Here is a 25,677-nt window from a genome sequence, read left to right as displayed (position 1 = left end):
TTTATCCCACCATCCCCATTAAATATACAACGGTAAAGATGAAGACCCACACGACATCAATAAAGTGCCAATAAAGACTGGCAACATAAAACTTAGGCGCCGTATACAGGTTCAGCCCCCTCTTGGCATTACGGATCATCAGCGTGCTGATCCACATAAGCCCAAATGCCACGTGGGCGCCGTGTGTACCGACAAGCGTGTAAAACGCGGAACCGAGCGCAGAGCTTGTGATGGTAAAGCCAAACTCATGGGTATAATGCTTAAACTCATAGATTTCCAGTCCTAAAAAGCCAGCCCCTAATAAGATCGTAATTCCCAGCCAAAGCTGCATTTTGCCGAAGGAAAAGTTCTTCATATGGTACATCGCGTACACACTCGTTAAACTGCTCGTTAACAATAGCATTGTGGCGATAAAAACAAGTGTTACATCGAACATTTCCGTCGTAGGCGGATCACCGGCGTTTGAATTCCTGAGTGCAAGAAACGTTGCGAAGAGAGACGCGAACAAAACTGTCTCTCCCCCAAGAAAAAGCCAAAAACCTAAAAATTTATTTTTCCCTTCCAGTGTTACTTTTTCGGGAGAAGCTGGAAAGGTTTCTGCGGTGAATTTTTCTTCAATTTGCATTATGCCTTCACCCCTTTATCATCGTTCGGCAGTTCCTCTTTATGAATATGATAGCCGTGATCATCAATTACTGAGCGAAGCAGCATCGTAATAAATGTGATGCCGAGCCCGATAAAGATCACCGGCAGCCCCCAAGCGTGATCGGTTCTGTACAGCAGACCAAACGCTGCGACAAAGAGGCCGAAGGAAATGATGAACGGCAGGATTGAGCCGTTCGGCATATGAATATCATCAACCGGTTCAGCCGGTGTCATTGATTTGTGTCCTGCCTGCTTCTCAATCCAAAACGGATCAAGCCCTCTGACAAAAGGAAGCTGTTTAAAGTTATACTCCGGCGGCGGTGAAGAAACGGTCCATTCAAGCGTACGTCCGTCCTGCCAAGGATCGGCTCCGACATATTCACCTTTTACTGATGTCCAAATGACATTGACCAGCAGAAGAATAACAGCTGCCGCCATAAAGAACGCCCCGATCGTACTGATCAAGTTGCCGGTTTCAAGACCCTGGCCTGGCAAAAACGTATAAACCCGGCGCGGCATCCCCATCAAACCGACAAAATGCTGAATAAAAAACGTGAGATGAAAGCCGATAAAAAACAATACAAATGAAATTTTCCCCATCGTTTCATGCAGAATCTTACCGAACATTTTCGGCCACCAGAAATGAACACCGGCTAAAAGGCCGAATACCACGCCGCCAATAATGACGTAGTGGAAGTGCGCTACCACAAAATACGTATCATGGAACTGATAATCAGCAGCAGCCGCTGCCAGCATGACCCCCGTCACACCGCCGAGGACGAAGGACGGAATGAAGGAGACGGCATACAGCATAGCAGTTGTATACTTTACATTTCCTCCCCAGATGGTCAAAAGCCAGTTAAAAATCTTAATCCCGGTCGGAATCGCGATAGCCATTGTCGCAACTGCAAAAATCGCATTTGCAATCGGCCCGAGACCTGTCGTAAACATGTGGTGCACCCAAACCATAAAGCCCAGGAAACCAATGAGCACGATGGCAAAAACCATTGAAGAATACCCAAACAAACGCTTTCTGGCAAACACAGGAATGACCTCTGAAAAAATACCGAATGCAGGCAAAATCAAGATATACACTTCCGGATGGCCAAAGATCCAAAACAAATGCTCCCAAATGACCGTATTCCCGCCAAGCTCCGGATTAAAGAAATTGGTGCCGAACAGCCGATCCAGCATCATCAGAGCCAATCCGACGGTAAGCGGCGGAAATGCAAACAAAATCAATGCCGAGGCCACAAATGTCGTCCATGTAAACAAAGGCAGCCTCATGTACGTCATGCCCGGAGCCCTCATGTTGATGATCGTGGCCAAAAAGTTAATCCCGGCTATCAGCGTCCCGAGCCCTGATATTTGCAGCCCGAGGACGAAGAAGTCTATACCGTGCCCTGCAGAATGAAGCGAAAGTGAGGCATATGATGTCCAGCCCGCGTCTGGTGCTCCGCCCAAAAACCAGCTTAGATTTAAGAAAATGCCCCCGAAAAAGAAGAGCCAAAAACCGAGCGAGTTTAAAAATGGAAACGAAACGTCGCGAGCCCCAATCTGCAAAGGCACGACCGCATTCATCAAGGCAAATAAAAGCGGCATCGCAGCCAGAAAGATCATTGTCGTCCCGTGCATTGTCATTACTTCATTGTACGCTTGGGCACTGAGAAAAGCATTTTCAGGTTTTGCAAGCTGAATTCTGATAAACATCGCTTCAATTCCCCCGACAAGAAAGAAGAATCCCCCGGCGATTAAGTAAAGAATCGCGATTTTTTTATGGTCCACCGTCGTCAAATAATCCCAAAGCATAGATCCGCGCGTCCGCTTTTCTGTAAGCGCATTCAACATATGTGACCTCCCCCAATATCTCCCTTTCTTCCCTACTTGCTTTCCGCTTTTAACCCTTTTAAGTATTCATAAAGCGCATCTGTTTCACTGTCTGACAGCTTCGGATATGTTCCTGTCATTTTGTTACCCGGTTTTATGCTCTCAGGATCCTTCAGCCAAGCCTTCACATTTTCTTCGTTGGCGTCTTTCACCCCTGCCACTTTTGCCCTTTCACCGAAGGTCGCTAAGTTAGGTGCCGTTCTTGCTGCTTCTGCACGTTTATCATTCGGCTCTACCGCATGGCAGCTCAGACAGTTCTTCTCTTTAAACAGTTCTTCGCCCTGCTTAGCCAAATCACTCTCTGTTGTAGACTTATAGTTTTTCATTTCTTTTGTCCAGCCCTGGAATTCTTTTGCAGACATCGTCTTTACCTTAAAATCCATCAACGCGTGTGAAGGGCCGCAAAGCTCTGCACACTTCCCAAAAAACATATCTCCTGCCTCTTTGCTTCGTTTTGAATCAAATGTCAGGAAAAACTTATTTTCATTATCCGTATTCGTATCAAGTTTTCCTCCAACCGAGGGAATCCAAAAGGAATGTTTTACATCTGAAGCTTTTAAATTAAAATATACCCGCTGGTCTGTCGGCACAATCAGCTCCTGGCTTGTGATAATGCCGTAATCAGGATATTCAAACTCCCACCAATATAGATTTGCCCGGACATTGACTACGAGAGCATCCTCGGCTTTGCGGCCTTTCTTATCCATTGGTGATGTATCTGCTAGCTCAAGCGTATATAATACGACAGGGATCACAAGAATGATGAGCAGCAAAATCGGGATCACGGTCCATGTGATTTCTAAAAATTTGTTCCCCTCTACCTGTTTCGGTATTGTGTTCTCACCAACCCGTGATCTTCTGAATCTCACAATCACATAAAAGAAGATAACAGATACTACTGCAACAACAACCACCATAATCAATGTGCTGAGCACTGTCAGGTCATACTGTTTATCAGCCACCTCGCCAGCAGGCTTGAGCGTGGATAAAAAAGGTTTTCCACATCCGCTTAATAGAAGCGGCACTAAGGCTAATAATAAAATAAGACGCCAATGCTTTACCATTTCACCCAACCCCTTTTCTGGTCAATACAAAGGCGGAAAGCAGATTCGAAATCCATCGCAATCCAGCCTATCACCAATAAAGCACTTACATTTCCTCTTCTCTTAAATTATGAGTGTTTTTACTCAAAATGCCATCTATGTATAAAAGTAAAGCCGCCTGATTAAACAAGAGGTCAAGGCGGCATTTACTAGTTGTCATCGTTTATTTTGAAGCAATAAAACAAGCAACGTATCTATTTTTTAGAAAAGAGTCAAGACAACCATGGCAACGAAATAGATTGTCATGTAATTGAGCGAGTAAACGAACATCTGTGTTGCCCACTTCATGATATTCTTGGAGCGGAAGCCCATCAAGCCGAGAATCAGCCAGCCGATATTTAACAGCAAGCCGAGGATGACAATCGGAAGGCCAAGGCTTCCAAGGAAAAACGGAAGCGGCATCAGGCACGCAACCCACACAATAATTTGTCTTTTTGTCACTTCAAACCCGTATACAACAGGAAGCATCGGAATATTTGCAGCTCTGTAATCCTCCGTTTTCTTAATAGCCAATGCTAAGAAATGAGGAATCTGCCAAATAAATAAAATCATGAATAATACCCATGCTACGACACCGATATTGCCTTCCACTGCCGTCCATCCAATAAGCGGCGGCACTGCACCGGAAACACTTCCTACTACTGTGTTAATCGTATAACGGCGTTTCGTCCACATTGTGTACAATACAACATACGTAAAGACTCCGATAAAACCGATAACGGCAGCCATGACAGTTGTCATCAGCAGCATGATCAATCCTAAAGCAACCAGCAAAATTCCAGACCATAACGCCTGATTTGGCTGAATTTTACCCGTAACCGTCGGTCTTACTTTCGTGCGTTCCATAAGATGATCGATATCCCGATCATACCAGTTATTGATCGCGCATGAGCCCGCAATAATCAAAGAAGATCCGATTAACGTAAGAAGAACGGTGTTTATATTGCCTAAAAAACTCAAACCGGAAATATGCAGAGCAAGCCACATTCCAGTAAAAGTCGTGATGAGATTAGAATTGACGATCCCTATTTTAATAAGGGACAGAAAATCTTTCCATGCCGTTGTTTCTTCAATTTGTCCGTCTATAGCTGTATCATTTAAGATTCTGGAGTTAGCCATAACGTAAACCTCCCTTACAAACCTAACGCAGGAGAATAAAAAAACCTGCAACTCTATCATACAAGATAACATCTTGTAAAAAAACATCCTATTAAATATTAAACGACAAACAGGAATTTATTTGTGAACTTTTTATGAATTTTACCAAAGATGAAGGCAATCACCAAATCGGCAGTGCGTTTACCTTATTTCTATCAGACCCGGCATGAATAATCAAGTGTACATTTTCCGGAAGCCGTCATTCTATTATATTTTTGTGAACAAAAGGCTCTAAGAATTGCCACAAAACACATATTCGCTTACACTTGGAACGTATATAAAATTGCAGCAGTATGTTGAGAAGGTGAATATTGTATGAATAAAGCATTAAAAGCTCTCGGTGTTCTGACAACATTTGTCATGCTTATTGTTTTAATCGGGGGTGCCCTCGTTACAAAAACAGGTTCCGGCCAAGGATGCGGCAGACAGTGGCCGCTGTGTCACGGCCGTTTTTTCCCTGAACTGAATCCGGCTTCAATTATTGAATGGAGCCACAGATTCGCAAGCGGGATTTCTATTATCCTTGTGTTAAGCCTTGCGTTTTGGTCTTGGAGAAAAATCACGCCTATTTTCCGTGAAACAACGTTTCTCGCGATCATGTCTATTATCTTTTTATTTCTACAGGCACTGCTTGGCGCATTGGCTGTCGTATTCGGTTCAAACGCGCTGATTATGGCGCTTCACTTTGGCATCTCATTGATTTCTTTCGCTTCAGTGCTCATTTTGACATTGCTCATATTTGAAGCTGATAAATCAGTTAGAAAACTGGTTAAGCCACTTCAAATCGGCAAAACAATGCAATTTCACATGATAGGGATTTTAATATATTCCTATATCGTTGTGTATACTGGTGCATATGTAAGACATACCGAGTCAAGCTTGGCATGTCCTGATGTACCGCTGTGCAGTCCGCTGAACAATGGACTTCCGACTCAATTCCATGAATGGGTGCAAATGGGCCACAGAGCAGCAGCCTTGCTGTTGTTTGTATGGATTATTGTTGCCGCTGTTCATGCTATTACTTCCTATAAAGATCAAAAACAGATCTTTTGGGGCTGGATCTCATGTCTTATTTTTATCACATTACAGGCGCTGTCCGGTATTATGATCGTATACACTGAACTCGCTCTGGGTTTTGCACTTGCCCACTCGTTCTTTATAGCCTGCCTGTTTGGCGTTCTATGCTATTTCTTATTATTAATTGCACGTTTCCGTTATGAATCCAGACAATCATAACGACTCTAGACCAAAGCCCTACGCTTTGGTCTTTTTTTTTGCCGCTTCATACGCTTCCATCGCTAGTCGCTGAACTTGATGATCAATGAGCGGATCGGTGCGCTCCGTAACCTGCATCATCCTGATTATAGAAAACTCATCAATTTCATATGAGTCCATCTGTATCGCTTCATGATAAAAAATGTGCAGGTAAAGCCTTTTGCCGCGCCTCATTTAAAAAAAAACAGATTGAGTCTTAAAGAGATATTCATAGCTTATATCATACTTCAAGTTTATAAAGTACTGATCTACCTGAAAGATCGGCAGCAGATAAGTTCTGTTTTTTGTTTTGAATAGAAAATGACTTGTGACAGTGCTGAATTGTCTTCAAGCCTTAAAACCATACACACACTTTCAACGGTTTCACTCCGCTTTAAAAAAAACAAGAGTGTATATCCAATGATATACACTCCAGTTTATTATGCTTTTTCAATTTCAAGAAGAAGATCTCCCGTTTGGATCGGCTCGCCATTTTTGACATGAACCTGCTTGATTGTTCCTGAGAAAGGCGCCTGAACCGTTGTTTCCATCTTCATCGCTTCATTGATCATCAAATGATCACCTTTATTGACTTTTGTACCTGCTTCAGTCAATACCTTAATAACTGTTCCAGGCATAGAAGCTGCGATGTGACTTGGGTTTGTCCGGTCCGCTTTCAGCCTTTCCTGAACGGAAGACTTGATGCTTTCGTCTTTAATGACAACCTCGCGCGGCTGTCCGTTCAGTTCGAAATAAACGACGCGAGTGGCATCAGGCTGAGGCTCACCGATTGAAATCAGCTTGACAATCAATGTTTTTCCGCGCTCAATTTCCACTTCTATTTCTTCACCTAAGGTCATGCCATAGAAGAATGTCGGCGTATCTAATACCGAAATGTCTCCATAGCTTTCTGCCGTTTTCACATAATCAGAGAAGACTTTAGGATAAAGGGCATACGCCACAGCATCTTGATCTGAAATCTCCAAGTTATGCTGCTCTTTAAAATCCTGTTTGATTGCTTCAAAGGATACCGGCTCTAACAGCTCTCCCGGTCTGACCGTAATCGGCTCCTGGCCTTTTAAGATCAGCTTTTGGAGTTTTTCCGGGAATCCGCCATGTGGTTGGCCAATATTTCCTTTGAAAAGCTCCACTACAGAATCAGGGAAATCTAATGATTCGCCTTTTTCGTAAACGTCCTTTTCAGTGAGATTATTTTGCACCATGTAGAGCGCCATATCTCCGACTACTTTAGAGGAAGGCGTTACCTTCACGATGTCACCGAACATATCGTTGACGCGTCTGTACATTTCCTTAACTTCATTCCAGCGGTCGCCAAGGCCTACTCCTTTCGCCTGCTGTTGCAGGTTGCTGTATTGGCCTCCAGGCATTTCGTGCTCATAAATTTCAGTATGCGGAGACTTCATTCCGCTTTCAAATTCACTATAATATTTACGCACTGACTCCCAATACTGGGACAGCAATTCAACGTCTTGAACATTCATTTCCGGACGGCGGGCGTTGCCTTCCATCGCATGATAAAATCCGCTCGCGCTAGGCTGAGACGTTAATCCCGCCATTGAGCTGACCGCCACGTCTATAATATCAACGCCGGCTTCAACAGCTTTCGCATACATAAAAATACCGTTACCGCTCGTATCATGCGTATGAAGGTGAACCGGAATGTCGATCGTCTCTTTCAATGCAGAAACGAGTTCATATGCAGCCTGCGGTTTTAACAGTCCCGCCATATCTTTAATTCCGAGAATATGGGCTCCGGCAGCCTCAAGCTCCTTCGCCATCGACGTATAATAAGCAAGATCATATTTCGTGCGGTTCTTGTCAAGAATATCTCCCGTGTAACAAATCGCTGCTTCTGCCACTTTGCCGGTATCCCGAACAGCATCAATGGCTAACGTCATCCCTTTTACCCAGTTTAAGCTGTCGAAAATACGGAACACATCAATACCGGCTTGAGCCGATTGCTTGACAAATTCTTTAATTACATTGTCCGGATAATTCGTATAGCCGACCGCATTTGATGAACGAAGCAGCATCTGGAATAAGGTGTTCGGCACTTCCTTGCGAAGGTCCTCCAAACGCTTCCACGGATCTTCTTTCAGGAATCGGTAAGCTACATCGAAGGTCGCGCCTCCCCACATTTCCATGCTGAATAGCTCAGGCCATAAAGCAGCCGTCGGATTCGCGATTTTTTTCAAATCATGAGATCTGAATCTCGTCGCCAATAACGATTGGTGGGCATCCCTGAATGTCGTATCAGTTAAAAGGACAGATTTCTGCTCCTTAACCCATTTCGCAAGCCCTTCAGCACCTTTTTCATCGAGAATTTGCTTTGTCCCTCTGGCAGGCTGCTGATCAACGTCTACTTTTACGTTTAACGGCTTGTCAAACGCCGGTTTTTCTTTTTTACCGATTCCAGGGAACCCGTTCACTGTCACATTGCCGATGTAAGTGAGCATTTTCGTTCCGCGGTCTTTCTGTTTAGGGAAAATAAATAATTCAGGTGTTGTATCAATGAAAGATGTATCATATTGCCCTGTCAGGAACTTCTCATGCTTTGCAACGTTCTCAAGAAACGGAATGTTTGTTTTAATGCCTCTGATTCTAAACTCCTGAAGGTTTCGGACCATTTTGGCCGCCGCCTGTTCAAACGTTAAAGCCCAAGTGGATAGCTTAACGAGAAGTGAATCATAATACGGCGTAATTACGGCTCCTTGGAAGCTGTTTCCGGTATCAAGACGGACACCAAAACCGCCGCCTGAGCGGTAAGCCATGATTTTTCCTGTATCAGGCATGAAATCATTTTGCGGATCCTCAGTCGTAACCCGTGACTGAATGGCATAGCCGTTTGTAGAAATGTCCTTTTGCTCAGGAATATTTACTTTTTTGCTGTGAAGGCTGTGCCCTTGGGCAACAAGGATCTGTGTTTGAACAATGTCGACACCTGTAATCATTTCTGTAATCGTATGTTCAACTTGTACGCGAGGGTTTACTTCAATAAAGTAGAACTCGTTGTTTGCAACAAGGAATTCAACCGTACCTGCGTTTATATAGTTTACATTTTTCGCAAGCGCAACTGCCGCTTCACAAATCTGATCTCTCAATTCAGGTGACAGCGAGACACTCGGTGCCACTTCAATGACTTTTTGGTGGCGTCTTTGAACAGAACAGTCCCTCTCAAAAAGGTGGACGACATTGCCCTGCTTGTCTCCAATCACCTGAACCTCAATATGTTTCGGATTTTCAATCAATTTTTCTACATAAACTTCATCATTGCCAAAGGCTGCTTTTGCTTCTGATTTTGCACGCTCATATGCTTCTTTGACTTCACTTTCAGATCTGACAATCCGCATACCGCGGCCGCCGCCGCCAAGCGAAGCTTTAATGATAATCGGATAACCGTTAGTTTGTCCAAATTGTTCGACTGCTTCAAGCGTTTCTGCAGGACCGTCGCTTCCGGGAATCACAGGGATTCCGGCTTTTTCTGCCTGCTCACGCGCTTTTACCTTGTCACCAAACATATCTAGATGCCCGGATTTTGGACCAATGAATACGATGCCTTCTTCTTCACATCGTTTCGCGAAATGGATATTTTCAGATAAGAAACCGTATCCCGGATGAATCGCATCGACTTTGTTTCTTTTCGCAATATCAATGATACCCTCAATATCCAGGTAAGCATCAATCGGTTTTTTCCCTTCACCGACCAGGTATGCTTCATCCGCTTTGTACCGATGGTAGGAACCGGAATCTTCTTTTGAATAGACCGCAACAGTACGAATATTTAATTCGGTACAAGCCCGGAATATTCGGATTGCAATTTCTCCCCTGTTTGCTACTAATACTTTTTGTATCGTTTGCTGAGACAAACTTTTCTCCCCCTTACCCGAATGGAATATAATCTATCATAGCGAAATATCCTTCCCATGTACACACTTGTTTTTTACAGATAAACAGTTTTTTTGAGCTGTTTCTTTTTCATTCCCTTCGGCGCCAAGGGCTCTCTCTTTTTCTTATTCTCTGAATATTTCACAAACATGCTGATATTCGCTAATATCCCCATACTCGCCAGCAGCAGCACTAAAGAAGAGCCCCCGTAACTGATAAATGGCAACGTAACCCCCGTAATCGGAATTAATCCGCTGACACCGCCAAGGTTAATAAACGATTGTATGGCGATCATGCTCGAAATGCCGATCGCTAGAAGACTTCCAAACGGGTCCTCGCATTTCCTGGCAATATAAAAGCCTTTTATTACGATAAAACCCAATAGGAAAATCACAAACAATACCCCAAAAATACCTAGTTCTTCAGCAATCACGGCCATGATAAAGTCAGTATGTGATTCAGGCAGATATCCGTATTTTTGAATACTTTCACCGAGTCCCAGACCGAAAATACCGCCTGAGCCGATCGCATAATATGAATTGATCACTTGTAATCCTGATGAATCCGCATATTTAAACGGGTCTTCAAGGCTCTCAAAACGATCTAAACGCTTTTCTGTTAGGATCTTGTCCTTATTTAAATAAATAATCGGGCTGACCAGTATTAAAACAATCCCGCCCAACAAAATAAGCTTTACCAACGTTTTTCCGCTGAAACCTGAGCACAAAATCATGCATGTTGCAATTAAAGCGATAATCGACGCTGTACCGATGTCAGGCTGCATAGCAATCAATCCGCAAAGAATGATTGTCATCACCACTGGAGGCGCCACTCCCGTTAACAGATGATCAATATAGCTTTGTTTTTTGGCGTATACGGCTGCAAGATATAATATGACCACCAGCTTGACAAATTCGCCCGGCTGCAAACTCAATCCGCCAATTTTAAACCAGCTTTGTGCGTTTCCGGCAACATGCCCGAATACGAACAGCGAGATAAGCGCCAGAACAGAAACAAGCAGCATCCCCTTCTGAAACTTCTGGTGAGCCAGTGCTTTGTAAGGAAACAAAGCCATGAGAATAAAAAGAGCGCCACCCGCAATTAAAGCAAACAGCTGCCGCATGAAGAAAAAATTACTGCTTACTCCATACCGAGAAACAGCCGTAATCATGCTTGAGCTGTATACCATCACTAAACCGAATCCGCATAATAAAACAATTGCGAATATCAGTGAGTAATCATAAGATTTTAGCATTTTTTTTAACATAACATCCTCTTCCCTGCTTCTAACTTCCATTATCTATGGTTTTTATGTATTTCTTTTTTTTATTTTACTACAATTTATCAAACGAGACGAAGAATCTCTATACGATTCGGAAGGAATGTGTAAAAAAAGACCGTCTTTAAGGAGATGAGAGAAAATTAGCGGTTATAAAAAAACCCAAACTGTTAATAAGTTTGAGTTTTATCATTTATTTACCTGTAAACGCGTCATGTAAAGCAGACAATTCGCGCTCCAATGTGTATAAAAGGTCTTTACCGTCTTTTTCATCAACCAATCCCAGGCGGACAGCAAAATCGATTTCCCTCGAAAGCCCGAACATTTGAGTATCTAAAACCTCTTCATATAGAGGACATTGAGGCATCGTTAAGTTATCCATTTGTACTCGGATCAGCTTCAAAATCTTCTCAGCGTCAACTTTTAAGAGCTCAAAAGCTTTTTGCCGATGGTCAACTATCATCTCTGAAGCCAAAAGTATCCCTCCGTTCCCCAGGCGAGTACCTAATTCTTCTATTTATCATAAAGGGTATGAGCAGAAAATGCAAGAGGATTTAAGCAGATGCCATAAATTAAAAAATACTCAGCCTGTACATGTCAGACATTATTTTCAAAAGCTTTACACCCGCAATGCTGTTCCCTTTTTCGTCCAATGCCGGGCCGAAAATGCCGATCCCGAAATCGTAAGGCGAAATGCCCATAATCCCTCCGGATACGCCGCTTTTTGCAGGAATTCCGACCTTAATTGCAAATTCCCCGCTTGCATTGTACATTCCGCACGTCACCATAAACGTTTTGCAAATTCTCGCAACATCTTTTGAGATGACTTGCTCCCCAGTCTCAGGGTGTCTGCCGTTCAGCGCGAATACAGATCCGATTTTCGCCAAGTCCAGGCTGTTCATCTCAATCGCACATTGCTTCGTGTATAAATCCATTACAGCTTCTACATCATCTTCAAAAATGCCGTACTGCTTCATATAATAACACATTGCCCGATTAATCATTGACGTGCTGTATTCGGATTCAGCCACTTCCCGGCAGTATGTAATCTCTCGGTTGTTTGTCAGCCTTCTGATAAAAGAAAGCAAATAATCAAGTCTCTCTTTCACCGTCTTCCCTTTAATCAAGCTTGTCACGACCAATGCCCCGGCATTGATCATAGGGTTTAACGGCTTGCTCGGATTCACTGTTTCCAGCTTGATAATTGAATTAAACGGATCACCGGTCGGCTCCTGTCCGACATAACTGAAGACCTTATCTTTGCCGTATTCCATTAACACCAATGCAAGTGAGAGGACTTTCGATATACTTTGAAGCGTAAATGTTTTTTCTACGTCACCCGCTGACAGACAAGCATTATTGGAATAATAAATCGCCACTGACAGATCGTGTTTATCAGCTTTTGCCAAGGCGGGAATATAGCTGGCTACTTCCCCCTTGTCTGTCACCTTTTTTGCCTCTTTTACTAAGGCTTCAAGCTCGTCATTATGCCGGCATACCATGCAACCACCCTCGCTCCCTGAGCATTTCAATACACATAATTTGTACACAAAGTGACAATTCATGCGAAAACTTTTATAATTTTGAGAGAAGGGGGTTATATCATGAGTGTTATACAAGTAAAAGGCAATGTTACATATCCGATCACCATTGATCCGAGTGTATGGATTTTTGATGATCGCAAATTTTCGTTTGACCGCAAAGGGGACGGTCAAGACATACATTTACAATCAGCCGGGGATGAATCGGATCTTGATCCTGAACGCGTGATCAGAGAAGGCCGGATTGCGCCGCCAACATTAAAGACGGAAAAACAATTCGAGAAGCAAAAACTGATGAACGGCAGTTTCGCAATGAAACTTGGAACTGTTCTGAAAAATGCCGAGCCGCTCAGCTCCGCGACACAATGCGTATTCGTCACAAGTTCGGGAAAGGCCGCCGTTCCTCTTGAAACCGCTCTGAACAGTATTGTCCATTTCAGTGAAGCAGGCGAGCCGATTCAAGAAGGTGGCCCCGTACATATTTACTTTGAAGATCCAGTTGATCACGAACAGCCGATCACCCATATAAAAGAAATTGAAATCGTTTAGTATTACAGCAAGTCAGCGGCCAGCTGAGCGAGACCTGATCTCTCACCTTTTAACAGCTTCACGCTGCCTGAGATGGGTTGTCCTTTAAATCGCTCAACCACATAGGCCAAACCATTGTTCAAACTGTCTAAATATGGGTGATCAATTTGTTCAGGATCGCCCATTAAGACAATTTTACTGCCCTCACCGACTCTCGTCAGCAGCGTTTTCACTTCATGCCTGGTCAAATTTTGTGCTTCATCAATAATAATAAATTGATCTGGAATACTTCTCCCCCTGATATAAGTCAGCGCCTCAACCTGAATTGAGCCAATACCCGACAGAATGGCCTCAAGCTCCCCCGGTTTTTTCGCATTAAACAGAAACTCTAAGTTGTCAAAAATCGGCTGCATCCAAGGCTTTAGCTTTTCCTCTTTTTCGCCGGGCAAGTATCCGATGTCTTTGCCAACAGGAACAATCGGTCTTGCGACGACCAGCTTTTTATATATTCCTAAGTCTTCTGTCTGCAATAGCCCCGCCGCCAATGCTAAAAGCGTTTTGCCGGTTCCTGCTTTTCCGATCAGGGTGACGAGCGGAATATCTTCACGCAGCAAAAGCTCTAATGCCATTGTCTGCTGTACATTTTTCGGCCTGATTCCCCATACATGTTCATCATCAAATACAAGCCTTTTTAAGACCTTTCCTGTTTTATCTGCAATTCCGACAGCTGAGGATGATCCTCCCAGCTCATCCTTCATTAATGCGAATTGATTCGGATAAAATGCGTGCTGTTTTAAATCATTTACTGAAATTTGATTTTTCCCATAAAAAGAGCTGAGCAGTTGCTGGCTGATATATAAATCCTTATAGCCGCTGTACATTTCATCATTATCCACAACCCGGTCATTTAAGAAATCTTCAGCATGCAGCCCGATTGCGTCTGCTTTAACTCTGACCAATACATCCTTGCTGACAAGGATAACCGCCCTGCCATCTTCCTTCGTTTCTTCCTCAAGGCTTAAGTTTTTCGCAACAGCTAATATACGATTATCGTTCGTTTTTTCAATAAAGATCTCTTGCAGCTGGTGAAACGAACGATGATTCAGTTCAATTCTCAGTGTGCCCCCAGTGTGGAGCGGGACCTGCTCATGCAGCCTGCCCTTTTGCCTTAGCGCATCGATCAGCTTAGATACGTGCCTTGCATTCCTCCCAACTTCGTCCATATACCGTTTTTTTGAATCAACCTCTTCTAATACAACAGCAGGGATGACAACCTCATTTTCTTCAAAAGAAAATATCGCGTTAGGATCCTGTAATAACACATTCGTATCTAACACATAAATTTTACTCAAGTCTCAGCCTCCTGATATAAGGGTCAAAGTTCTTCCTGCTTCTCTTACGATGAAAAAGGTGAATGCCTGCTAAAATATATGTTTTTGTGCATAAAGATAGAAGGTTAATTCAACAATAAAATTAATGAATGTATCTCAAGGAGGGAACCCGCAAGTGCGAATTCTTTTCATTATCATACAGCTGACGCTTATCCTGTCCGCATGTGCCTACCAGCAAGGAAGACAGGATCAAAATGTTGAAGAAGAATCAACAAGACAGCAGGAAACCAAACCGATTCACGTAAAGGACACAACTCAGGAGACAAAAGACAATGGAACAAGAACGGATATTGCCAAGCATCTTGTCAGCGTTGCTGAAAAAATCCCTGATGTCAAGGATGCAACAGCCGTTGTGCTCGGAGGATATGCCGTTGTGGGGATTGACGTCGATGATACTTTGGACAGAAGCAAAGTGGAAACCATTAAATATTCTGTAGCCCAAGCTCTAAAAAATGATCGATACGGCGCCAACGCGGTTGTCATTGCTGACCCAGATACGGTCAGCCGCCTGAATGAAATGAGCAGAGAGATCAGTGAAGGCCGTCCAGTGACAGGCATATTAGATGAATTGGCTGCGATTGTCGGCCGAGTGCTTCCGGAAGTGCCTAACGATGTGATTGATAATGAAGACGAGCCGCAAACAAAGCAGCAAAATGATCAATTAAACAGAAAGCAACAGCAGGAAATGGATCAGGAGCAAAACGATCAATCTGATCATCATATGAAAAAGAATACCAATGATTAAGCTATAGCCTCGCGCTTTAGCTTTTTCTTATTTTGGACAGCTTCTGATCCGTGCTATAATACATGTTAGTGAAAGAGGTGATATGATGAGGGTCCAATGTTCTATTTGCGATAAAATTGAAACTATTGATGATGATACCCTGATCGCGAAACGGCTTCGAAACCGCCCAATCCATACATATATGTGTCAGGAATGCCACGACCGGATTACCAAAAAAACAGAAGAACGGCTGAAAACGGGAAAATTCACTTTTCATCCGGGACAGCAGAAGAAAGAAAAAGTCAAAAAATAAAGCAACCGCTTTACCATACAGAACAAAAAAGACTCAGCTTCTCAGCTGAGTCTTTTTATGATTTTGCAGACTGTCCTTTTTTTGACTGATACAGCCGAATTTTGTAAATGATTAAAATCAGCGCAGCGACGACCAATCCCTCTGCCACGGGCAAAAACACTCCTAAAAAGGTCAAAACAGTGCAGCCCAAAGCCAGAAATACATACACCACTGCTGATTTTAATACCGGAAGCCGTTTAGCAAAACCAAGCTTAAACACAATAACGGCCAACACAAAAATCGTGCCGTACAGCAGCCACATGCCTGCCGCAGGCTGCCGGTCTACTTGATATAGAGCGGCGAAGAACGACAGGCGTTCATTTACGTCATTCAAAAAGATTCCCTCCCCTGCAAACGTGCGGGTTCTATCTTTTCAAATTCTGCAAGAGATTAAGACAATCCTGCTGTTTTTTTCTTTTTAGCTGCTTTTTCACGTTCGTTTTTATTGAGGATTTTTTTTCTTAAACGGATGGATTCAGGTGTTACTTCACAGTATTCATCTTCGTTTAAGTACTCTAGAGACTCCTCAAGAGACATGATGCGCGCTTTTTTGATTGTAGTTGTCTGATCTTTTGTCGCAGAGCGGACGTTCGTCTGCTGTTTCATTTTGCTGACGTTAACAACAAGATCGTTGTCACGGTTATGCTCTCCAACGATCATTCCTTCGTATACTTCAGTACCCGGCTCAACGAAGATGACACCGCGATCTTCAATTCCTTGAATACCATAAGATGTCGCTTTTCCGTTTTCCATTGACACAAGCACACCTTGACGGCGTCCGCCGACTTGGCCCGCCTGCATCGGCTGGTAGCTGTCAAACGTATGGTTCAGAATACCGAATCCGCGTGTTAATGACAGGAACTCTGTAGAGTAACCGATTAATCCGCGGGAAGGAACTGTAAAGATGAGACGGACTTGGCCGTTACCGTTATTGATCATATCAACCATCTCGCCTTTGCGGGCACCCATTGATTCCATGACAGAACCTGTATGCTCTTCAGGAACATCGATTTGTACACGCTCAACAGGCTCACAGCGTACACCGTCGATTTCTTTGATGATAACTTCAGGTTTTGACACCTGAAGCTCATAGCCTTCACGGCGCATATTTTCAATTAAAATTGACAAGTGCAGCTCACCGCGTCCGGAAACAACCCAAGCATCAGGAGAAGCTGTAGGCTCGACACGCAAGCTCACATCCGTCTGAAGCTGTGACTGAAGGCGCTCTTCGATTTTACGGGCCGTTACATATTTGCCTTCACGGCCTGCAAACGGACTGTTATTTACGACAAATGTCATTTGAAGTGTCGGCTCATCAATACGAAGCACCGGAAGCGGATCTTGATGGTCTACAGGACAGACCGTTTCACCAACGTTGATATCTTCCATACCGGAAACCGCAACGAGGTCTCCCGCTTTTGCTTCTTCAATTTCCACACGCTTTAAGCCTTGGAAACCGAAAATTTTTGTTACACGGAATGATTTAGCCGTTCCGTCAAGCTTCATAAGAGAAACCTGCTGGCCGACTTTCATCGTGCCGCGGAAAACGCGTCCGATACCGATACGGCCTACATAGTCGTTGTAGTCAAGAAGGGCAACTTGGAATTGAAGCGGCTCCTCTGCATTATCAACAGGTGCCGGAACATGCTTAATAATCGTTTCATATAAAGCTTCCATGTTTTCATCCTGCTGTTTTGGATCAAGACTCGCTGTTCCATTAATCGCGGAAGCGTATACTACTGGGAACTCGAGCTGCTCTTCATTAGCATCAAGCTCAATGAACAGATCAAGAACCTCATCGATAACTTCCTCAGGACGAGCAAAGTCACGGTCAATTTTGTTTACAACAACAACCGGGTTCAGGTTTTGCTCAAGAGCTTTTTTCAAAACGAAACGAGTTTGAGGCATACAGCCTTCATATGCGTCAACGACAAGCACTACGCCGTCAACCATTTTCATAATTCGTTCTACTTCTCCCCCAAAGTCTGCGTGTCCAGGGGTATCCAAAATATTGATGCGTGTATCTTTATAGTTAATCGCAGTATTTTTCGCCAAAATTGTAATGCCGCGTTCGCGTTCAAGATCATTAGAGTCCATTGCGCGTTCAGCAACCTGTTCGTTGGCACGGAACGTACCAGCCTGATGTAAAAGCTGATCGACTAGAGTCGTTTTCCCATGGTCAACGTGGGCAATAATCGCGATGTTGCGAAGATCATTTCGAAGTTTCACTTTTTCATCTCCTAATAAAATTAGATAACTTTCATATTATACCACACATCCTCTTTAAAAGCGTCACGTTTTTCTGTAAACTTATTATAAGACGTAAAAGGGGATGGAAAATATGAAAAAAATGAATTGGCTTTTACTATTATTTGCATTTGCAGCGGTTTTCAGCATTATGCTGATCGGCGTCTTTATCGCTGAAAAAAGCGCAATAGGCATTGCAGCCAGCATTGTACTTGTTTGCGCCGTTATGGGCGGCGGATTTACATTAAAAAAGAAAATGCGCGAGCAGGGCTTGCTTGATTAAAAGCATTGCCCCGCTGGAGACATTGTAATCAAAAAACACCGCAAAGAAAGCGGTGTTTTTTATTTCATTAAGTCTTATCTCCCCTGTTTCTTAGTCGGGAAGATGCAAAACAGGATCCATACATAGACAATCGTTCTAACGATTACACATGTGACGGCCAAAAGTAGTTCGGCAACGACATACATAAAATACCATAGAGCCTATTTTTCTCATACTAATCTCTCCCTATAATGGAATTTGTAACACAATTCATAAAAGGGAGAGAAGAAACATGAAGAAAACATTTGTAAAAAAAGCTATGCTAACGACTGCCGCAATGACCTCAGCTGCTCTATTAACGTTCGGCCCTGATGCAGCCAGCGCAAAAACATTGGCTGATAACACTGCTGTTCATGTTCAACATCAGACAATCACAAACGAAGATCTCAATACATTCATTGATATATTAAATCAATGTATATACGAACAAGACGGTGTGTATTATTTTGACAGTGAAAAAGCTGTCGAGCTAGGAATGACAAAAGAAGAGGCTCAAGTAATCGCAACATTATGGGAGTCGACATCAGAATTTTTCAATGTTGTTTCACAATGTGTGTATGTCGAAGATGGAAATTACAAATTTGATACAGAAAAAGCAATTGAACTTGGCTTCACAGAAAAAGAAGCACTCGCACTTGAACAATTTTTCTCTGCTGTTTCCCTAAAGATCCACATTCTTCAAGCAGCAATTGTATTACAGGACGGTGTATACAGCTATGATAAAGATGCAGCGGTACAAGCAGGCGCGACACCTCTGCAAGCTGACGTTTACGAAAAACTCTTCGGTGCTCTGTCACAAGAACAGCTTGCCGCAATCTACGAAATGATTCATCCCCAAGCTTAATCTAAAAAAGCGCTTGTCCGTTTTCCGGCAAGCGCTTTTCCTTATATCAGCAGTTTGATGATCAGCATCACGGCAACCGCCGCTCCAAACCAGCAGGCAGCTTTAACGATCAGCAAACCGTAGTACCTCTGTTTAAACCGTATTTCCTCTTCCGGCAGAAAATTCTCCTCAACGGCCTGTTCACCTTCCAATTCAAAAGGCTCAGCCATCATGTCAAACATTTCTCTGCAGCTGCTGCAGTTTTTTAAATGCTCTTCAATGACGTGTTCCGTTTCTCTTTTACAATCACCTTCAAGATACAGAGGAAGCAGGTCTCTTACTAGAAAGCAGGTCATATCCCCTCCTCCTCTCTTCTTTTCGCCATGTTTTTCTTAAGCTCTAATCTGGCCCGGTGAAGTGTGGTTTTCACCTTTGAAAGACTCCATCCTAATATCTCCGCGATTTCTTCATAAGAAAGCTCTTGGAATTCTCTTAAAATCAAAACGGATTGATGCTGATCCTTTAACTGCAGGAGCTCCTGCCGAAGTGTTTCGTTTTTTACCATCCGTGACAGATACTGTTCAGGCTGTTCATAAGTTGTCTGCGTTAACCCTTCATTTTTGCTGATATCAGTAAATTGGTATTTGACATCCCTGCGGTACCAATTAACAAAGGTGTGATGTGCAATTGTATAAAGCCACGTTCTGATGGAAGAATGCCCCCTAAACGAAGACAAACCGTTTAGAGCTTTCATAAACGTGTCCTGCGCTAAGTCCTTGGCTGTTTCAAGGTGATGAGTCCTTCTGAATAAATAATTCAAAATTTCTTGGTAATACTGTCGATACAAGTCCTCAATAGAATCCCTATGCTTCATTAAAAGTAAAACCACACCGTCATCCAGATGGCCAATAAAATGAAACAGATATACATGGAAGACAGGTATACTTTCATATGTCTAATTTGGTTCTCTTCTTCAGCACCCGGGCTTCTCTTGAAACAAGATTCACTCTTTAAGCCGTCCGCGCTCTTTTGATATAAGGGCTCATGCTGTTTCATCCATTCCATTGATTCATCCTCTAGCTCACCCTCTTTATATAGGTCGTATAAATCTAAAAAAACAGACTCTTTTTCTTTATGATTCATAAAGACTTTTCACCTCTTGTGTTTCTCCATCCACCACGTAAGCATCATGGCGGTTTGACCCGAACGGCTGAATAATGATCAGCCATGCATAATGGCGTTCATTTCCTCTTTGAATGATAATCGGACGCATGCGCTTTTTATAAATGACATCCCGATATGCAGCAGCTACTTTTTCATAAGCCAATTTTCCATCACGATACGTATAAGGAAATGATTTATCGCGTGTATCGCTGTAAACATAAACGTTAAGCAGCCCTTGATCTTCAAAAAGCTCGTACGTTTTAGAAGAGTCATGATACACCACCGTATCACTCTGCCTGCTTTTTTTCTTCATTTCTGATACATCAGCACCGAAGACCAATAATATTTGCTGTTGCAGCCGACTGTTTGTCAATGAGATATTCTTTTTCGTTGGAAGCGAAAGACTTTGTAAACTGCCGGATTCGCTTTCAAAGTCCAAAACAATTCCGTCTTTTGTTTCAACTTGCACTAAACTTCCAAGCAGGCTGTTGCTTTCAATATCTGTGATCTGATAAGGCTGTTTCGGTATGTTTAAAACTGCAAACATTTCCTTCACTTTGTCGTGTATGTCTCGTTCTGTGATATGAACATGCTGAAGAGTATTAAGCTGATAAATAGAAGGATCTTCACCAAAGCCCATTAAGGTTTCCTTTTCCCAATAAAATACTGTGCCTTCATCATCGTTATCTTTTTTATGAAATTGATTTTTCAAGAATATATGTACGACTGTCTGGCCATCTTCTTTGGATACCGCTGTTTCGACATGATCCTTGTTTAACACACGGCCATGCCGTTCAAGGAAAGCAACGGATTTCCGGACGTACTCTTGATCAGTCAGCGTTTTTCCCCGCGGCTTTTTCAAGTACTGATAATTAAGAATCAGCTGTGACACCTCATCCACTTCAGCCTCATAGCTCATGCTTTCAAATGAGTAGAAATAATGCACATCCATCTTTGTATCATGCAAATACAATGTCTCATCCGTAGGAAAAAATGACTTTAGTATCTGTTCCGCTTTTTCTGATGAAATGTGCTCTCCTACAAAATTGAATGAATCGTGGACATTTGCTGGCTTTGATACAGCGAAAGCAGCCGTTCCTACGTTATATATCGGATTTAAGAGCAAGATAAAAAACACAATGACAGCCATCGTCAGCCACTTATTCACACGCACATAAACCTTTCCTGACTTTTGGAACAGATGATAGCTCATCAAAAATCCCTCCATTGTCAAATAAATCGTATATGGCATCACTGCACCATAGTCAATCGAGATATGCTCAGGATATGGCGCAAGCAGCAGGACAAGCAGTCCGATAATCAGCGTATAAAATAAACCCAGTAAAATCTTATTTGTTCTCCAATACAATTTGAAAAACAGTACATTCAACAAAATAGGTAGAATGATGATTAAAAACAGGAACACGAAATCAATCGGCTCGATCCCATCAGGGAATTCCTTCAAAAACGAAAAGAAACTGAATATCATTTGTACAATCGGCAAACTGACAACGGCAAGATCAAACGTATAAAACATGCCTTTTCCGCCATGATCACGAAGCACAAGCATATAGTGAAAAGCCGTCAGCAGCACGTATCCGTATAACAAAAAATGCAACAGCGGCAGCAGTTCATTTCCATCATCCCTCAAGTAAGCGCTAGAAAAGTTTGTTACTTGTACCTGATGAATGAGTTCAACAGATACCCCGGCCAGCAAAACAATCCGCAATAAGACACCTGCCAAGAACATTGTGCGGTACCGGTTTATTTTAGGATGATGCACCAATAGATATAAGCCCGCAAGAACAACAATGGACCATTGAATCAGCAAGGTGCTTTGTCTGCTTAATATAAAATAACGTTCGAAATGCAATACATAATGACTGAATAACTCCAACAAGAACAACAATCCTTTACTTCTTATTAAGGCCTCAGTCGGTTAGACAGCCGGCTTGTCAAAAAGTTTCAATAAGAAACAAAAAAATCTCTCATCTTCTCCTTGATATGTAAAAAGACATAACACTTGCAATGCACTATCACATGACCCATGACTCATCTTGATATTATTCAGCAAAAATAAACACAGGACAATTCTATCAATTTTGTCTAGTTATGTTAGTTTTTGTTGAGTATTCCAGAATGCTAGTTTAATATAACGATATAAAGATTTTTCAGTATTTTCAAAAAGGGGGATTTATTGTGGGTTTAGGTAAGAAATTGTCTGTTGCTGTCGCTGCTTCGTTTATGAGTTTGTCAATCAGCCTTCCTGGTGTTCAGGCTGCTGAAAGTCATCAGCTTAAAGAAAATCAAACAAATTTCCTCTCCAAAAACGCAATTGCGCAATCAGAACTATCTGCACCAAATGACAAGGCTGTCAAACAGTTTTTGAAGAAGAACAGCAACATTTTTAAAGGTGATCCTACCAAAAGGCTGAAGCTTGTCGAAAGCACGACTGATGCCCTTGGGTACAAGCACTTTCGATATGCGCCTGTGGTTAACGGAGTGCCTATTAAAGATTCACAAGTGATCGTTCACGTCGATAAATCCGATAATGTCTATGCGATCAATGGCGAATTACACAATCAATCTGCTGGCAAAACAGAAAACAGCCAAAAAGTCTCTTCTGAAAAAGCGCTGGCACTCGCTTTCAAAGCCATCGGCAAATCACCTGACGCTGTTTCTAACGGAACGGCCAAAAACAGTGATAAAGCCGAGTTAAAAGCGGTAGAAACAAAGGACGGCAGCTATCGTCTTGCTTACGATGTGACGATTCGCTATATCGAGCCTGAACCTGCAAACTGGGAAGTCTTAGTTGATGCCGAAACAGGCAGCATATTAAAACAGCAAAATAAAGTAGAACACGCTGCCGCCACTGGAAGCGGAACAACTCTAAAGGGCGCAACCGTTCCTTTGAACATCTCTTATGAGAGCGGAAAATACGTTCTAAGAGATCTTTCAAAACCAACAGGCACTCAAATCATCACATATGACTTGCAAAACAGACAAAGCCGCCTTCCGGGAACGCTTGTCTCAAGCACAACTAATACATTTACAACTTCATCTCAGCGGGCAGCCGTTGACGCCCACTATAACCTTGGTAAAGTGTACGATTATTTTTATTCAACATTTAAACGGAACAGCTATGATAACAAAGGCAGTAAAATCGTTTCTTCCGTTCACTATGGCACTCGGTATAACAATGCTGCATGGACAGGCGATCAAATGATTTACGGTGACGGCGACGGATCATTCTTCTCTCCGCTTTCCGGCTCATTAGATGTGACAGCACATGAAATGACACATGGCGTCACTCAAGAAACGGCCAACTTGATTTATGAAAATCAGCCGGGGGCATTAAACGAATCATTCTCTGACGTATTCGGTTATTTTACAGATACAGAAGACTGGGACATTGGTGAAGACATTACAGTCAGCCAGCCTGCTCTCCGCAGCCTGTCCAATCCGACAAAATATGATCAGCCTGACAATTACGCCAATTATCAAAACCTTCCAAACACAGATGAAGGCGATTATGGCGGCGTACACATAAACAGCGGAATTCCAAACAAAGCCGCATACAATACCATTACAAAGCTTGGTGTATCTAAATCACAGCAAATCTATTACCGTGCGTTAACAACGTACCTCACGCCTTCTTCCACGTTCAAAGATGCAAAGGCAGCTCTTATTCAGTCTGCCCGTGATCTGTACGGCTCAACTGATGCCGCTAAAGTTGAAGCTGCCTGGAATGCTGTTGGATTGTAATATTAGAAAAAGCCTGAGATCTCTCAGGCTTTTTTTCGTTACATGTATTGATTTTCTTTTCTGTTGTAATTATAATCATTACAACGAAAGGATGATACCATGAGAATCAGCACCCGCTTCACGATAGCCGTACATATGTTGTCTCTATTAAATGTGCGGACGGATCACCTCACCTCAGAACAAATGGCTGACAGCGTAAATACCAATCCAGTCATTATCCGCCAAATCAGCCGCTTATTAAAAAAAGCAGGTCTAATCGATGTGAAAAGGGGTTCGGGTGGGGCTTATTTATTAAAAGATGCAGACGTCATCACTTTATACGACATCTATAAGGCCACTGAAGTTGTTGAAGAAGGCGCGCTTTTTCACTCCCATGAAAATCCCAACCCAAACTGCTTGGTCGGAGCAAATATTCATCGTGTTCTCGAGCTCATTTTATTAAAAGCCCAAGACGCCATGGAGAATATATTGAAGGAAACAAGCGTAAAAGAACTGACTGAATTAATCGTTCAAAAAAGGAATGCTTCACAGTAAGCATACTTTTTTTATAACCGTTGTAATGAAGTTTATTACAACAGATAAACCCTATTTCATACTGGAGTTGATGAGATGAAAGAAATAAAAGAACTTCATTGGGAGCAAAATGTTAATTCATATGTACAACTTATTCCTGATATTTAATTTTCAACCGTAGAAAATACTACTCTTACATTAAATTTGTTGGTGCGCCGCGATCCAATGGATGCGTTGTTTGACAAAAAAGGCAACCAAGAAACCTACCCTTTAATAATTTATTTACAAGGATGCGGCTGGGACTGGACAAAACAGGATACATACGCCTTTTTGCCTCAGCTTGCTGAATTTGCAAAAGAGGGGTACACCGTCGCAAGTGTGCAGTACAGAGGAAGCGGCGATGCAGTCTTCCCCGCTCAGCTGCAGGATGTAAAAACAGCAGTACGTTTTTTAAAAGCCAACGCTTCAGCATACAATATTGATCCGCAAAACATTGGGGTTTGGGGAGATTCTTCCGGCGGGCACTTGGCTCTACTGCTGGGATTAACTGAAGGATTAAAAGAATTCGATGGAAACCGGGAATATGCACATGTATCGAGTCGAGTGCATGCCATTGCAGATTGGTTTGGGCCGACCGATTTACTGACAATGAGCCGATATCCGTCTATTTTTGACCATGACTCCCCTCATTCTCCTGAATCAAAGCTTATTGGCGGGGCAATTCAGGAACATAAGGAAAAAGCCAGAAAAGCCAGCCCTATTGAATATGTACATCGCAAGACGCCGCCAATTCTTATTATGCATGGTGATCAGGATGACGTCGTTCCGTATGAGCAAAGCGCTGAATTTTATCACGGACTAAAAAAAGCAGGCCACGATGCCATTATGTATAAAATAAAAGAGGCCGGACATATCGGTTTTACCCAGCATCATACTCTTAACATTGTAAAAGATTTTTTTAACTGCTATCTAAAGAATGAACGTAAGCATATGAAATAAAGGAAGTTCATACGACTGAAGAAAGAGCAAAAACATTGACAAAAAATTTTATTTATGCTATAATTTACTATTAATA

General features: G+C 42.6%; 25 protein-coding genes. 9 read left to right on the top strand and 16 right to left on the bottom strand.

What is annotated here, in order from left to right; translation table 11 throughout:
* Position 1 precedes the first annotated feature (1 nt).
* From ctaE to cyoE, 4 genes are all read right to left on the bottom strand, one after another.
* The gene (ctaE, locus tag LWH95_RS04080; protein ID WP_003221354.1) at positions 2 to 625 is read right to left on the bottom strand and encodes a cytochrome c oxidase subunit III; all 624 of its coding nucleotides are present in this window, start codon (positions 623 to 625) and stop codon (positions 2 to 4) included.
* Positions 625 to 2,493: a cytochrome c oxidase subunit I gene (gene ctaD, locus LWH95_RS04075; RefSeq protein ID WP_232919023.1), complete on the bottom strand. Its 1,869-nt coding sequence runs from the start codon at positions 2,491 to 2,493 to the stop codon at positions 625 to 627. Before ctaD ends, ctaE begins: the two co-directional genes overlap by 1 nt.
* 32 nt (positions 2,494 to 2,525) lie before the next feature.
* On the bottom strand, positions 2,526 to 3,596 hold the full coding sequence (gene coxB, locus LWH95_RS04070; RefSeq protein ID WP_232919022.1) for a cytochrome c oxidase subunit II: 1,071 nt from the start codon (positions 3,594 to 3,596) through the stop codon (positions 2,526 to 2,528).
* Positions 3,597 to 3,836: 240 nt separating this feature from the next.
* On the bottom strand, positions 3,837 to 4,754 hold the full coding sequence (gene cyoE, locus LWH95_RS04065; protein WP_003238752.1) for a heme o synthase: 918 nt from the start codon (positions 4,752 to 4,754) through the stop codon (positions 3,837 to 3,839).
* A gap of 354 nt (positions 4,755 to 5,108) precedes the next feature.
* Here cyoE and ctaA point away from each other — a divergent pair, with 354 nt between their 5' ends.
* The gene (gene ctaA / locus LWH95_RS04060; protein ID WP_003238753.1) at positions 5,109 to 6,029 is read left to right on the top strand and encodes a heme A synthase CtaA; all 921 of its coding nucleotides are present in this window, start codon (positions 5,109 to 5,111) and stop codon (positions 6,027 to 6,029) included.
* An 18-nt stretch (positions 6,030 to 6,047) separates the two neighbouring features.
* Here ctaA and LWH95_RS04055 read toward each other — a convergent pair whose 3' ends face one another.
* The 5 genes from LWH95_RS04055 to glsA all read right to left on the bottom strand — a co-directional run bounded on the left by LWH95_RS04055 (position 6,048) and on the right by glsA (position 12,734).
* Positions 6,048 to 6,188, bottom strand: coding sequence for a hypothetical protein (locus tag LWH95_RS04055; protein WP_232919021.1), 141 nt, complete (start codon positions 6,186 to 6,188; stop codon positions 6,048 to 6,050).
* A gap of 299 nt (positions 6,189 to 6,487) precedes the next feature.
* Positions 6,488 to 9,934 carry a pyruvate carboxylase gene (pyc, locus tag LWH95_RS04050; protein ID WP_019258317.1) on the bottom strand — a complete coding sequence of 1,149 codons (3,447 nt, stop codon included), beginning with the start codon at positions 9,932 to 9,934 and terminating at the stop codon, positions 6,488 to 6,490.
* 74 nt (positions 9,935 to 10,008) lie between these two features.
* Positions 10,009 to 11,220 (bottom strand): cell division protein FtsW, encoded by a 1,212-nt coding sequence (ftsW, locus tag LWH95_RS04045; protein WP_003238755.1) that lies wholly within the window; start codon positions 11,218 to 11,220, stop codon positions 10,009 to 10,011.
* Between the two features lie 205 nt (positions 11,221 to 11,425).
* A complete protein-coding gene (locus LWH95_RS04040) occupies positions 11,426 to 11,707 on the bottom strand; it encodes a YlaN family protein (protein ID WP_003221339.1) in 282 nt (93 codons plus the stop codon).
* Between the two features lie 97 nt (positions 11,708 to 11,804).
* Positions 11,805 to 12,734: a glutaminase A gene (glsA, locus tag LWH95_RS04035; protein WP_084992584.1), complete on the bottom strand. Its 930-nt coding sequence runs from the start codon at positions 12,732 to 12,734 to the stop codon at positions 11,805 to 11,807.
* 102 nt (positions 12,735 to 12,836) lie between these two features.
* Here glsA and LWH95_RS04030 point away from each other — a divergent pair, with 102 nt between their 5' ends.
* Positions 12,837 to 13,322 (top strand): peptidyl-prolyl cis-trans isomerase, encoded by a 486-nt coding sequence (locus LWH95_RS04030; protein WP_232919020.1) that lies wholly within the window; start codon positions 12,837 to 12,839, stop codon positions 13,320 to 13,322.
* 2 nt (positions 13,323 to 13,324) lie between these two features.
* On the opposite strand, the gene LWH95_RS04025 is transcribed toward LWH95_RS04030, so the two are convergent.
* On the bottom strand, positions 13,325 to 14,653 hold the full coding sequence (locus LWH95_RS04025) for a PhoH family protein (RefSeq protein ID WP_003238759.1): 1,329 nt from the start codon (positions 14,651 to 14,653) through the stop codon (positions 13,325 to 13,327).
* Positions 14,654 to 14,807: 154 nt separating this feature from the next.
* On the opposite strand from LWH95_RS04025, the gene LWH95_RS04020 reads away from it, so the two are divergent.
* Together LWH95_RS04020 and LWH95_RS04015 are read left to right on the top strand one after the other, a co-directional pair.
* Positions 14,808 to 15,437: a YhcN/YlaJ family sporulation lipoprotein gene (locus LWH95_RS04020; protein ID WP_060398559.1), complete on the top strand. Its 630-nt coding sequence runs from the start codon at positions 14,808 to 14,810 to the stop codon at positions 15,435 to 15,437.
* Between the two features lie 82 nt (positions 15,438 to 15,519).
* Positions 15,520 to 15,729, top strand: a complete 210-nt coding sequence (locus LWH95_RS04015; protein ID WP_003238763.1) for a YlaI family protein — start codon at positions 15,520 to 15,522, stop codon at positions 15,727 to 15,729.
* A 55-nt stretch (positions 15,730 to 15,784) separates the two neighbouring features.
* Here LWH95_RS04015 and LWH95_RS04010 read toward each other — a convergent pair whose 3' ends face one another.
* Together LWH95_RS04010 and typA are read right to left on the bottom strand one after the other, a co-directional pair.
* Positions 15,785 to 16,102 carry a YlaH-like family protein gene (locus LWH95_RS04010; RefSeq protein ID WP_003238765.1) on the bottom strand — a complete coding sequence of 106 codons (318 nt, stop codon included), beginning with the start codon at positions 16,100 to 16,102 and terminating at the stop codon, positions 15,785 to 15,787.
* A 56-nt stretch (positions 16,103 to 16,158) separates the two neighbouring features.
* Positions 16,159 to 17,997: a translational GTPase TypA gene (gene typA / locus LWH95_RS04005; protein WP_003232278.1), complete on the bottom strand. Its 1,839-nt coding sequence runs from the start codon at positions 17,995 to 17,997 to the stop codon at positions 16,159 to 16,161.
* Between the two features lie 112 nt (positions 17,998 to 18,109).
* On the opposite strand from typA, the gene LWH95_RS04000 reads away from it, so the two are divergent.
* The gene (locus tag LWH95_RS04000; RefSeq protein ID WP_003238768.1) at positions 18,110 to 18,298 is read left to right on the top strand and encodes a YlaF family protein; all 189 of its coding nucleotides are present in this window, start codon (positions 18,110 to 18,112) and stop codon (positions 18,296 to 18,298) included.
* A gap of 271 nt (positions 18,299 to 18,569) precedes the next feature.
* Positions 18,570 to 19,181 carry a hypothetical protein gene (locus LWH95_RS03995; protein ID WP_019258310.1) on the top strand — a complete coding sequence of 204 codons (612 nt, stop codon included), beginning with the start codon at positions 18,570 to 18,572 and terminating at the stop codon, positions 19,179 to 19,181.
* 41 nt (positions 19,182 to 19,222) lie between these two features.
* Here the strand turns inward: LWH95_RS03995 and LWH95_RS03990 are convergent, their stop codons facing one another.
* Genes LWH95_RS03990 through LWH95_RS03975 form a run of 4 tightly spaced genes read right to left on the bottom strand, consistent with a single transcriptional unit; the run spans position 19,223 to position 22,233 of the window.
* On the bottom strand, positions 19,223 to 19,516 hold the full coding sequence (locus tag LWH95_RS03990) for an anti-sigma factor family protein (RefSeq protein ID WP_148981700.1): 294 nt from the start codon (positions 19,514 to 19,516) through the stop codon (positions 19,223 to 19,225).
* Complete coding sequence (locus LWH95_RS03985) at positions 19,513 to 20,034, bottom strand: sigma-70 family RNA polymerase sigma factor (RefSeq protein WP_225515354.1); 522 nt, start codon at positions 20,032 to 20,034, stop codon at positions 19,513 to 19,515. Before LWH95_RS03985 ends, LWH95_RS03990 begins: the two co-directional genes overlap by 4 nt.
* Positions 20,034 to 20,303 (bottom strand): hypothetical protein, encoded by a 270-nt coding sequence (locus LWH95_RS03980; RefSeq protein ID WP_133487574.1) that lies wholly within the window; start codon positions 20,301 to 20,303, stop codon positions 20,034 to 20,036. Before LWH95_RS03980 ends, LWH95_RS03985 begins: the two co-directional genes overlap by 1 nt.
* Positions 20,293 to 22,233: a hypothetical protein gene (locus tag LWH95_RS03975; protein WP_232919019.1), complete on the bottom strand. Its 1,941-nt coding sequence runs from the start codon at positions 22,231 to 22,233 to the stop codon at positions 20,293 to 20,295. Before LWH95_RS03975 ends, LWH95_RS03980 begins: the two co-directional genes overlap by 11 nt.
* 290 nt (positions 22,234 to 22,523) lie before the next feature.
* On the opposite strand from LWH95_RS03975, the gene nprE reads away from it, so the two are divergent.
* From nprE to LWH95_RS03960, 3 genes are all read left to right on the top strand, one after another.
* Positions 22,524 to 24,089, top strand: a complete 1,566-nt coding sequence (nprE, locus tag LWH95_RS03970) for a neutral metalloprotease NprE (RefSeq protein ID WP_232919018.1) — start codon at positions 22,524 to 22,526, stop codon at positions 24,087 to 24,089.
* Between the two features lie 99 nt (positions 24,090 to 24,188).
* Positions 24,189 to 24,623 (top strand): Rrf2 family transcriptional regulator, encoded by a 435-nt coding sequence (locus tag LWH95_RS03965; protein ID WP_232919017.1) that lies wholly within the window; start codon positions 24,189 to 24,191, stop codon positions 24,621 to 24,623.
* Positions 24,624 to 24,827: 204 nt separating this feature from the next.
* Complete coding sequence (locus LWH95_RS03960) at positions 24,828 to 25,601, top strand: prolyl oligopeptidase family serine peptidase (RefSeq protein ID WP_232919016.1); 774 nt, start codon at positions 24,828 to 24,830, stop codon at positions 25,599 to 25,601.
* Positions 25,602 to 25,677 lie beyond the last annotated feature (76 nt).

Source organism: Bacillus sp. G16 (genome assembly GCF_021282335.1).
Taxonomy (GTDB): Bacteria; Bacillota; Bacilli; order Bacillales; family Bacillaceae; genus Bacillus; species Bacillus inaquosorum.
The sequence above is the reverse complement of the archived record's forward strand: the minus strand, read 5'-3'. Positions and strand labels throughout refer to the sequence as shown.

Bases quoted from the DNA above. Each gene is read 5' to 3' on its own strand.
- LWH95_RS04015 (WP_003238763.1), top strand. From the start codon at position 15,520: ATGATGAGGGTCCAATGTTCTATTTGCGATAAAATTGAAACTATTGAT.
- ctaD (WP_232919023.1), bottom strand. From the start codon at position 2,493: ATGTTGAATGCGCTTACAGAAAAGCGGACGCGCGGATCTATGCTTTGG.
- LWH95_RS03980 (WP_133487574.1), bottom strand. From the start codon at position 20,303: ATGAATCATAAAGAAAAAGAGTCTGTTTTTTTAGATTTATACGACCTA.
- LWH95_RS03960 (WP_232919016.1), top strand. From the start codon at position 24,828: ATGGATGCGTTGTTTGACAAAAAAGGCAACCAAGAAACCTACCCTTTA.
- LWH95_RS04030 (WP_232919020.1), top strand. From the start codon at position 12,837: ATGAGTGTTATACAAGTAAAAGGCAATGTTACATATCCGATCACCATT.
- LWH95_RS04000 (WP_003238768.1), top strand. From the start codon at position 18,110: ATGAAAAAAATGAATTGGCTTTTACTATTATTTGCATTTGCAGCGGTT.
- ftsW (WP_003238755.1), bottom strand. From the start codon at position 11,220: ATGTTAAAAAAAATGCTAAAATCTTATGATTACTCACTGATATTCGCA.
- ctaE (WP_003221354.1), bottom strand. From the start codon at position 625: ATGCAAATTGAAGAAAAATTCACCGCAGAAACCTTTCCAGCTTCTCCC.
- LWH95_RS03985 (WP_225515354.1), bottom strand. From the start codon at position 20,034: ATGAAGCATAGGGATTCTATTGAGGACTTGTATCGACAGTATTACCAA.
- LWH95_RS04055 (WP_232919021.1), bottom strand. From the start codon at position 6,188: ATGGACTCATATGAAATTGATGAGTTTTCTATAATCAGGATGATGCAG.
- LWH95_RS03990 (WP_148981700.1), bottom strand. From the start codon at position 19,516: ATGACCTGCTTTCTAGTAAGAGACCTGCTTCCTCTGTATCTTGAAGGT.
- coxB (WP_232919022.1), bottom strand. From the start codon at position 3,596: ATGGTAAAGCATTGGCGTCTTATTTTATTATTAGCCTTAGTGCCGCTT.
- LWH95_RS03995 (WP_019258310.1), top strand. From the start codon at position 18,570: ATGAAGAAAACATTTGTAAAAAAAGCTATGCTAACGACTGCCGCAATG.
- glsA (WP_084992584.1), bottom strand. From the start codon at position 12,734: ATGGTATGCCGGCATAATGACGAGCTTGAAGCCTTAGTAAAAGAGGCA.
- ctaA (WP_003238753.1), top strand. From the start codon at position 5,109: ATGAATAAAGCATTAAAAGCTCTCGGTGTTCTGACAACATTTGTCATG.
- cyoE (WP_003238752.1), bottom strand. From the start codon at position 4,754: ATGGCTAACTCCAGAATCTTAAATGATACAGCTATAGACGGACAAATT.
- LWH95_RS03965 (WP_232919017.1), top strand. From the start codon at position 24,189: ATGAGAATCAGCACCCGCTTCACGATAGCCGTACATATGTTGTCTCTA.